General features: G+C 49.9%; 9 protein-coding genes. 4 read left to right on the top strand and 5 right to left on the bottom strand.

Annotated elements, in window-relative coordinates; all coding sequences use genetic code 11:
* The 4 genes from HMPREF1548_RS11740 to HMPREF1548_RS11725 form a co-directional block, all read left to right on the top strand.
* Positions 1-1,071, top strand: a 1,071-nt coding sequence (locus tag HMPREF1548_RS11740; RefSeq protein WP_021636332.1) for an ABC transporter permease, incomplete at its 5' end; no start/stop codon positions are given.
* 13 nt (positions 1,072-1,084) lie between these two features.
* Positions 1,085-1,774 (top strand): hypothetical protein, encoded by a 690-nt coding sequence (locus HMPREF1548_RS11735; protein ID WP_035321897.1) that lies wholly within the window; start codon positions 1,085-1,087, stop codon positions 1,772-1,774.
* A gap of 24 nt (positions 1,775-1,798) precedes the next feature.
* Complete coding sequence (locus tag HMPREF1548_RS11730) at positions 1,799-2,623, top strand: ABC transporter ATP-binding protein (RefSeq protein WP_021636330.1); 825 nt, start codon at positions 1,799-1,801, stop codon at positions 2,621-2,623.
* 240 nt (positions 2,624-2,863) lie between these two features.
* Complete coding sequence (locus tag HMPREF1548_RS11725) at positions 2,864-3,586, top strand: peptidoglycan-binding domain-containing protein (protein ID WP_021636328.1); 723 nt, start codon at positions 2,864-2,866, stop codon at positions 3,584-3,586.
* A gap of 100 nt (positions 3,587-3,686) precedes the next feature.
* Here HMPREF1548_RS11725 and HMPREF1548_RS11720 read toward each other — a convergent pair whose 3' ends face one another.
* The 5 genes from HMPREF1548_RS11720 to HMPREF1548_RS11700 form a co-directional block, all read right to left on the bottom strand.
* Positions 3,687-4,751, bottom strand: coding sequence for an ABC transporter substrate-binding protein (locus HMPREF1548_RS11720; RefSeq protein WP_021636327.1), 1,065 nt, complete (start codon positions 4,749-4,751; stop codon positions 3,687-3,689).
* A gap of 58 nt (positions 4,752-4,809) precedes the next feature.
* On the bottom strand, positions 4,810-5,589 hold the full coding sequence (locus HMPREF1548_RS11715) for an ABC transporter permease (RefSeq protein WP_021636326.1): 780 nt from the start codon (positions 5,587-5,589) through the stop codon (positions 4,810-4,812).
* A complete protein-coding gene (locus HMPREF1548_RS11710) occupies positions 5,586-6,410 on the bottom strand; it encodes an ABC transporter permease (protein WP_021636325.1) in 825 nt (274 codons plus the stop codon). The genes HMPREF1548_RS11715 and HMPREF1548_RS11710 overlap by 4 nt, the downstream gene beginning before the upstream one ends.
* The gene (locus tag HMPREF1548_RS11705) at positions 6,403-7,476 is read right to left on the bottom strand and encodes an ABC transporter ATP-binding protein (protein WP_021636324.1); all 1,074 of its coding nucleotides are present in this window, start codon (positions 7,474-7,476) and stop codon (positions 6,403-6,405) included. Before HMPREF1548_RS11705 ends, HMPREF1548_RS11710 begins: the two co-directional genes overlap by 8 nt.
* Positions 7,477-7,539: 63 nt before the next feature.
* Complete coding sequence (locus tag HMPREF1548_RS11700) at positions 7,540-8,079, bottom strand: helix-turn-helix domain-containing protein (RefSeq protein WP_021636323.1); 540 nt, start codon at positions 8,077-8,079, stop codon at positions 7,540-7,542.
* Between the last annotated feature and the right edge of the window lie 1,110 nt (positions 8,080-9,189).

The following is a 9,189-nucleotide window of genomic DNA, read 5'->3' as shown; positions in this document are numbered from 1 at the left end:
TTCGGCGGCGGAGCGCCCGCCGGCGGTGGTATACCCTCCGAAGGGATACCTTCCGGAGGAATGTTCATGATGGAACAGGAAGGAAGGAGCAACACTGAACGGATTACGCTTTCTTCGGAGGATATGGAGGATCTGGAAACCTTTGTGCCGGGAATTGAGAACGCCACCATGAGCTTTTCGACGACAGCATCGGTGGATGGCGGTGAGCTGGAAAGCAGTGCGACGTATACGATTGCAGGCGTGCAAAGCAATTATGCCCGGATAAGCAACCTGGAAATGGCGCTGGGAGATTTCCTGACAGAGGAAAACGACAGTTATAAGGATAAGGTATGCATATTGGGCATTGATGTGGCAAAGACTGTGTTCGGCAGCGTCTATGATGCTTATGACAGTACGGTTTATATTGATAACAGGCCCTATAAGGTGAGCGGCATTCTCAGTGAAATGGGAACCGTGGCCTCCGGAATCAGCCCGGATGACGCTATTTTTATTCCCTATAACACAGGAATCAAATATCTGTCCGGTTCCGGCGTCAGTCCGACGGTTACAGTAATCGCAGAGGATGTAAATGAAGTGGAAACCGTTATCACCAATGTGAAGGCGGTATTGGCTGAAAGCTATCCCAATGCGGAATTTACGATTTCCGACGCAGGGAGCAAGATGGAGGCGGCATCCAAATCCAACGATACCCTGACGATGCTTCTTATCTGTATGGCGGTCATTGTATTTATTGTGGGAGGTATCGGCATCATGAACGTCCTGTTCGTATCGGTAAAGGAAAGAACCAATGAAATAGGTATCCTGAAGGCTATCGGCTGTTGCAAACGGGATATACTGGTGGAATTTTTGATGGAAGCCAGTTGTACCAGCATGGTGGGCGCGGTGCTGGGAGTCATGCTGGCTCTCGGGATTACCCCCGTCCTGGAGCATTTTGGAGTAAGGGTGGAATTATCTGCTTATGGCGCGGTGCTGTCACTGGTATTCGGCGTGCTTACCGGAACCCTTTTCGGTTTCTATCCGGCATATCAGGCCTCCAATCTGATTCCGGTGGTGGCTTTGAACCATGAATAGGGGAGGGAAACAGATGGAAAAGGAAAAATGCGGCAATAAGAAAAAAGGCGGAAAAAAGGTCCTGGCGGCGGCCGCCTGCATCGGGCTTCTGGCGGCGGCAGGCGGCTTTTTCTTCTGGCAGAAAAGCAATGCGGATGCCGCTGAAGGCGCGGTTGTGATAGAAGCCGGGGAAAACGGGGAGATTATCTATGCCCAAATAGACAATATTGTGGGGAATGATATTGATGTGTCCATTATGGCGGAAACTGCATCCGGATCCGGGAACGCCGGACAGAACGTTTCCGGACAAAATGCTGTCGAACCCGGTAATGTCGGACAGGAAAATTCCGGCCGGGAAAATGGGGCCTGGGATATGCCGGATGGAATGCCCCAGGGAATGCCGGCAGATATGTCGGATGAAACGCCTCAGGGAATGCAGGGCGGCTATCCGGCGGATGGAGCCGGCGGCATGGGCAACGGTAGGGACGAAGGTGGAAACAGCATCAGAAACAGCACTAAGAGCAGCACAGGAAACAACGCCGGAAGCGTATCCGCCTTTACGGATACAGGTGAAACAAGAAGCTTTGAAATTCCGGCAGGCACACAGGTAATAACAAAACTTGGCGTGGAAACCACCTTTTCCCGTCTGTCCGCAGGAAACATCATCGCGCTCCTGCTGGAGAAAGGAACCGATAATATTCTGAAAATATGGGTGGTATCATGACAGGCGGACACGGGCAGAGGTGCATTGGAAAACAAAAAAGCATCAGCAATCAGGGCGGGGCGAAGCTGCTTCGTACCGGACGAAAAGGGCAGGAAAATGGGAGGCAGGAAAGAAGAAAACATGGCAGACTGCAAAGAAAACAGAGAAGTAAACAGAAAACCGGATGAAAAAGAAGTTATGATCTGCATGAACAACATCAATAAAGGATATATGCTGGGCGAAGAGAAGGTCCCGGTCCTACGTGATGTATGCTTTCGTGTGGAAAAAGGAGAATTTGTAGCAATACTGGGGCCTTCCGGTTCCGGCAAAACCACGCTGATGAATATAATAGGCTGTATGGATATTGCGGACTCCGGGGAATATTTCCTGGATGGCAATGCCATTCATGAAATGACGGAAAAGGAACTGAATGATGTGCGAAATAAGGAAATCGGCTTCATATTCCAAAATTATCAGCTGATTCCCACCTATAACATACTCCAGAATATTATTATGCCGCTGGTGGTAAGAGGCATGGGCTCCAAAGAAGCTGAGGAAAAATGCATGGATACTATCCGGCTTCTGGGAATTGACCACAGGCTGCGCCACAAACCCTCCGAACTGTCTGGCGGGCAGAAGCAGAGAGTGTCCATAGCCAGAGCGCTGGTGGGAGAGCCTGCCATACTTCTTGCGGATGAACCTACGGGCGCGCTGGATCGCTCCAGCGGCCAGGAGGTTCTGAAGCTGTTCGGAAAGCTCAACAGCATGGGGCATACCATAGTCATGATTACCCATGACCTGAATGTGGCAAAATCAGCGGGAAGGATTGTCAATATCATAGACGGAGAACTGAGCGAGGCAGATGGGTAAAATAGCTGCCGCCATGTATTCCTGCAAATGTCCAGACCAGGTTGACCGATTATGTAAAGTTTCGTTTACTTGACCGGCCATATCGACTATAATAGGATCAGATTAAGGAGAAAATTCCTCTGTTCGCCGGAGGGACTCGCATTTTGCTCCGTAAAACAAGGAGGAAATTCCTCTGCTCGTCAGAGGACAAATTTCTAAAGAAATTGCATTTTGCTTTGCAAAACAAGGAGGAATGAGCCTATGAAAAAGAAGATATATCTGGCCGGCCTGGCAGCAGGCATCCTTTTGGCCATGCTTCCCGCCGGAACCGTGAAAGCTTCGGAAAAGCAGACAACGGAGGAGTATTATTACCAGCTGCTGTTAAGCGGCGCGTATCCATATAACACTGCGGCAAACGCAGGCGGCCTGAATACGGCGGCCGGACTGCCGGCCGGAAGCTGGGAGCAGATTGTGGCCCTGGCAAATCAGCAGCTGACCCAGGCAGTGGCCCGGCAGCAGGCGCTGCAGGCGGAAAGACAGAATATGGAGGCCCAACTGCAAGCCGCAGGACAGGCTGTCGCCCAGGCTCAGGCAGCGCTGACTGCCGCCCAGCAGGCGTATGCCGCGGCCCAGCAGGCAGCGCTTTACAGCCAGCAGGCAGCGATCTTAAACCAACAGGCGGCTCAGCTGAACCAGCAGGCAGTCCTGATGAACCAACAGGCGGCAAACCAGCAGATGCTTTTCAATCCGCAGTATCCATATCTGCAGGCCGGCACGCCCCAGACAGTCGTTCCTGCCCTGACAACGGAGCTTATTGTAAAGGTGCAGAATCTTCTGACGCTTTATGGCTGCAGCTGCGCTCCCACAGGCATATACGATGTGCAGACCCAGGCGGCGCTGATTCAGTTCCAGACCAAATACGGCCTGGTGGTGGATGGCACTATCAATGCTCAGGTGCTCCAGCTTTTCGGCCTGGTGATGTAAAGCGGTAAAGAGGGAGACGGTATCAGCCCCGGCTCATCTTTCCTTTCCCAAAAAGCCTGAAGCTGTCCGGAAAATTCCGGATGGCTTCAGGCTTTATGTTTCAGCTGGATTTTACTTCCTTCCAGAGCTCATTGTAAAGAGCGTCTGCATCCTCGCCAAGATAAGTAAAGGTTTCCAGATTACTGTAATCGCTCAGCGTGGGAAAAGCAATTTTGGAATTGCGGATATCCTCGTCCTCAATAAGTTCCCTTGCGGCATCATTGGGAGTGGAATAGGTGATGTATTCAAAATTCTTCAGCGCAATGTCGGGCCGGCACATGAAGTCAATGAATTTTTCCGCGTTTTCCTTGTTCGGCGCATTTTTTGTGATAACCCAGGAATCGATCCATACATTAGTGCCTTCTTTGGGGATGACATACTCCAAATCAGGATTTTCACGCTGGGTAAAAATAGCCTCGCCGGAATAGATAACACCGATGGCGGCTTCGTTTCCGATCATTTTGTCACGCACCTGATCGATTACATAGGCCTGAACGAGAGACTTCTGGGCAATCAGGGACTCCTTGGCCGCATTCAGCTCCTCCGGATTGACGGAATTCATGGAATAGCCGTTCAACTTTAAGGCTACCATAAAGGCATCCCTGACAGAATCCTGCATTAATATATTGTCTGCGTATTTTTCATCCCACAGGATGGACCAGCTGTCAACAGGCCCGTCCACCATGGTTTTGTTATAAAGAATACCCACGGTGCCCCAGCAGTAAGGAATGGAATATTTGTTTTCCGGATCAAATTCCTTTGACATATCCCAGTACTGCTGGCCGATATTTGCTTTGGCATTAGGAACATTGTCATAATTGATCTCTGCCAGAAGATCATTTTCAATCATCTTCTTAATCATGTAATCGGAGGGGCAGACAACATCATATTTGGATGCGCCGGCCTCAATTTTGGGAAACATGATTTCATTGGTTTCGAATTCATCATAAATTACCTTGATTCCCGTCTCCTCCTCAAACATGGAGATGGTATCGGGATCTATGTATTCTCCCCAGTTGTAAACAACGACTTCCCCGTTGGAGCCGGAAGAAGAAGCAGAGCCGCAGGCCGTAAGGGGAAGGACAGCCAGGGACAGGGTGAGCAGCAGGGCAACGGTTTTTTTCATTTTGGTTTCCTCCTCAAAAGTAAAGATGTTGGATCACAGTCTACGTGTTTTCAGAGCGCTATGCCGCCTTTTCCCGTTTGGAAGGCGCTTTGTTCACCAACAGAAGCAATAGCAGCACAGCCACAAAAATAAGGGTGGAAAGCGCGTACATCTCCGGCTTAATCCCTTTTTTAACCTCCGTATAAATCTTGGTTGACAGGGTATCGATTCCCGGGCCTTTGGTAAAATGCGTTATGATGAAATCATCCAGCGACATGGTAAAAGCCATAAGGAAGCCGGAGAGGATGCCGGGCAGCAAATCCGGGAAGACCACCTTGAAAAAGGCTTTTGTCCTGGAAGCACCCAAGTCCATGGCCGCTTCAAAGGTGCTGGGATTGAGCTGCTTCATACGGGGCATGACGCTTAAAATAACATAAGGAATGTTAAAGGTAATATGCGAAAGCAATATGGTGCCGAAGCCGAACCTTACCCCCATACTGATAAAAAGGAGCATCAGGGAGATACCGGTCACGATCTCCGCATTCAGCATGGGGATGTTGGTGATTCCCATCATAATGGCGCGGTTCCTTTTTTTCATGCCGTTGATGGCGATGCAGGCGACGGTTCCGATACAGGTGGAAATGGCCGCGGAAAGAAAGGCTATCAGCAGCGTATTGTACAGCGCTTCCAATATAATGCTGTTCTGGAACAGCTCATAATACCATTTCAAAGTAAAACCGCCCCATTTGGCCCTTGTTTTGCTGGCATTGAAGGAAAGGACCATCAGCGTGACGATAGGGGCATACAGGAAAATAAAAATAAGGGCGATATATATTCTCTGCGCAATCGTTTTTTTCATAATGTCTGGCCTTCTCCTTCCTTATCAAATATGGAGGTTGCCACCATATTGATGATGATGAAAATCATCAGCACGATGGAAAGACCGCTGCCCAGATGCCAGTTGCCGGCCTGGGTGAACTCCTGCTCAATGACGTTGCCGATTAAAAGGATTTTGCTTCCGCCCAGCAGGTTGCTGATGACAAATGTGGTCAGGGCGGGAACGAAAACCATGGTAACGCCGCTGATAACGCCGGGCAGGCTCAGCGGAAAGGTTACGCGCAGAAAGGTCTGCAGCTCGCTGGCGCCCAAATCCCTGGCGGCGTTGAGCACGTTGGGATCGATTTTCACCAGCACATTGTAAATCGGCAGCACCATGAAGGGCAGAAAATTATAAACCATGCCCAGCACGATGGCCGACGGCGTGTTAATAATATTTAAGGACGGCAGATGGAAAAAGGAGAGGATGGAGTTAATCACACCCGTTTTTTCCAGCAGGGTCTGCCAGGCAAGCGTACGCAGCAGGAAATTCATCCACATGGGAAGGATGAAAATCAGTACGATGAAGCTGTGCTGGTTCACGTTCATATGCGCCAGGATCATGGCCAGCGGGTAAGCAAGCAGAAAACAGATCAGCGTGCTGATTAAGGACAGGCCGATGGAAAGCCACAGGGCCTTGGAATGCTCGGCGCTGGCGATGGCCATAACGTTGGCGAAGGTAAAAGCCCCCGTTTTATCCGTAAGCCCGTAAAAAAACACCATGCATAAAGGGATGATGATAAAGGCAGCGGACCAGAACAGGTAGGGACCTGAATACAGTAATTTATGTAATTTTTTATTCATCGACAGCTACGGCCTCCTCATCCTCAGATTCCGGCTTATGCATGATCTGGATATTGAAGGGATCCACACGGATTCCCACAGCAGTTCCTACAGGGAACATGCCGGTGGAATGAACCAGCCATTCAAAGCCATTGGCAGTAACCTCCATTTCATAATGGACACCCTTGAAAATCAGATGGGTAACCACACCCTGGATCGTGCCGTTTTCCGGGGCAACCAGCTCCACATCCTCCGGACGGATAACAGCGTCAACCGGCTTATTGGTACCGAAGCCCGTATCCACGCAGGCAAATTTTGCCCCCAGAATCTGCACCAGCTTATCCTGCACCATAACGGCGTCAAAAATATTGCTGTCCCCGATGAAGTCCGCAACAAAAGCGTTTTCCGGCTCATTGTAGATGTCCTCGGGCGTACCGATCTGCTGGATATAGCCCTGGTTCATGACCACAATGGTATCGGACATGGTAAGGGCCTCCTCCTGATCGTGAGTGACATAAATAAAAGTGATGCCCAGTTCATTTTTCAGGCGGATCAGCTCGTACTGCATATCCTGGCGCAGCTTCAGATCCAGCGCCCCCAAAGGCTCATCAAGCAAAAGCACCTTGGGTTCGTTTACAATCGCCCGGGCAATCGCCACACGCTGCTGCTGGCCGCCGCTTAAAGAATCCGGCATACGGTTCTCATAACCGTCCAGATTCACCAGCTTCAGCGCATACTTGATCTTATCGTTAATATAGGATTTGCTTTTCCCCTTGATTTTCAGGCCGAAAGCAATATTTTCCGCAATGTTCATATGAGTGAAGAGAGCATACTTCTGAAAAACAGTATTCAGCTGCCTTTTGTTCGGCGGAAGATTGGTAATATCCTTGCCGTCAAACAGAACCTGCCCCTTATCCGGCGTTTCAAAGCCGCCTATGATACGCAGAGTGGTAGTCTTACCGCATCCGCTGGGACCCAGCAGAGTCAGAAACTCATTTTCCCGGATATAAAGACTCATGTCGTCCAGGATGGTGGAGGAACCAAAAGATTTTGTAATATGCTGCAAATCAATCAGTCTGTTGCTCATGTGTATGCTCCGTTTCTCCGCTGTGCGGTTAAAATAATCCGGTTCCCATGGGAACCTTGTACCTTAAAAACTGGGCGGGCTGCTCACCCAAATGAGAGACGCCCCGGTTTTTTCACTGGCAGTCAGATAATGTGTGGAATTGGGCGTAAAGTAAAAGGATTCACCTTTTTTCGCCCGGATGGCGCGCTTTCCGATATGGATGGTTACGCTGCCGCTTAAAACATACCCGAATTCCTCCCCCTCATGGGGATTATCGGGATACGTAGAGCCGCCCGGCTCCAAAGTGAGCCTGATTGGCTCCATAATATTCTTCTGGGCATTGGGAATGATCCATTCCGTTTTATTTTTACAGGATTCATCCGTCTTCTCGAAATAATCCACTGCACTGAACACAATCTGTTCTTCCGTCTTCTCACTGAAAAATTCATTCAGGTCCGTCCCCAGCACCTGCAGGATGTCCACAAGCGTGGCGATTGACGGAGAAGTCAGATCCCGTTCCAGCTGGGAGATAAACCCCTTGGACAGCTCCGCCCTGTCAGCAAGCTCCTCCTGGGTCAGCCCCTTCTGAATCCGCAGTTCCTTTAACTTGTTTCCTATTTTCATAATCGGCTGCCGCCTTCCTAAACAACATATAATAAACTAAAAGTTTACCAACACTAAACAAGACGCTGATACCAATTATACTTTATTCCTGGTAAATGTCAATCCATTAATTTGTAAAATTTTCTGGTGGGAAATGAGGGCGTCCCCCGTCCCTCCCGCCTTCTCCGCCGGGGTTTGGCAGGGGGCGTTGGTGAGGGGCTTGGGAGAGGTGTTTGGTCCCCGGTTTTGCCCTCCCTTCTCCCGGTATGGCCGCCGGCTGTTTGCCTCCTTTGTAGGTGCGGCGGGGTGTTTTGGGCTCCAGTCTCAAAAACGGGGTATTTCTAACAGTCCCGGAAAACCAGAATTCCGCCAACGCAGCCAAAACTCCTCGCGCAGCGACTTTCAGCCGGCTGCCGCTCGTCAGACAGGCTGCTAAGGGCGGCGTAATCCCGGCTTTCCGGGGCTGTAAGAAATATCACCGTTTTTTCCAATGGAGCCCAAAACACCCCGCCGCACCTGCAAAGGAGGCAAACAGCCGGCGGCCGTACCGGGAAAAGAGAGGACAAAACCGTGAACCAAACACCTCTCCCAAGCCCCTCGCCAACGCCCCTGCCGGCCCCGGCGGAGAAGGCGGGAGGGACGGGGGACTACGTAATTGGCAGGCGGAAGTTAAATGAAAGGCTTCTGAATTGTGGGAAAAAGATAAGAGTGGGGATAATATAGAAGAGAAGGAAAAAAGAAAAGAAATAAAAGAAGAAAAGATTAAAAAGTTAAAAAAGAAAAGATAAAGAGATATAGAGATATGGAGATATAGAGATATAGAGATATAGAGATATAAAGGTAAAAGCATTGAGAGAGCAGCAAGAAAAGTGTGCAGTTAAATACCAGAAATAGAAAACTAACAATTGATGTCAAAAATACGCTATAGCACTAAATTCAACATCTCGCCTGCCAAACGTCCTTAAAACGTAAATTCAGCCACTACGTATGCCGGGGGCGGTCAGAGGGATGGTTTGGGGTGGGGGAAGATGGGCCGGAGGAGGCGGGCTGGGGGTGGTGTCGGCATGTGAGTCACGGGGAAATGGGAAATTTCTAACCTTTCCGTTTTTCCCTGCCGATGTCTGCCCAAAT

Source organism: Clostridium sp. KLE 1755, from assembly GCF_000466465.2.
Taxonomy (GTDB): domain Bacteria; phylum Bacillota; class Clostridia; order Lachnospirales; family Lachnospiraceae; genus Eisenbergiella; species Eisenbergiella porci.
Note: the sequence above shows the minus strand (reverse complement) of the source record. Positions and strands in the feature narration are given on the sequence as shown.

Bases quoted from the DNA above. Each gene is read 5' to 3' on its own strand.
- HMPREF1548_RS11735 (WP_035321897.1), top strand. From the start codon at position 1,085: ATGGAAAAGGAAAAATGCGGCAATAAGAAAAAAGGCGGAAAAAAGGTC.
- HMPREF1548_RS11725 (WP_021636328.1), top strand. From the start codon at position 2,864: ATGAAAAAGAAGATATATCTGGCCGGCCTGGCAGCAGGCATCCTTTTG.
- HMPREF1548_RS11720 (WP_021636327.1), bottom strand. From the start codon at position 4,751: ATGAAAAAAACCGTTGCCCTGCTGCTCACCCTGTCCCTGGCTGTCCTT.
- HMPREF1548_RS11715 (WP_021636326.1), bottom strand. From the start codon at position 5,589: ATGAAAAAAACGATTGCGCAGAGAATATATATCGCCCTTATTTTTATT.
- HMPREF1548_RS11710 (WP_021636325.1), bottom strand. From the start codon at position 6,410: ATGAATAAAAAATTACATAAATTACTGTATTCAGGTCCCTACCTGTTC.
- HMPREF1548_RS11705 (WP_021636324.1), bottom strand. From the start codon at position 7,476: ATGAGCAACAGACTGATTGATTTGCAGCATATTACAAAATCTTTTGGT.
- HMPREF1548_RS11700 (WP_021636323.1), bottom strand. From the start codon at position 8,079: ATGAAAATAGGAAACAAGTTAAAGGAACTGCGGATTCAGAAGGGGCTG.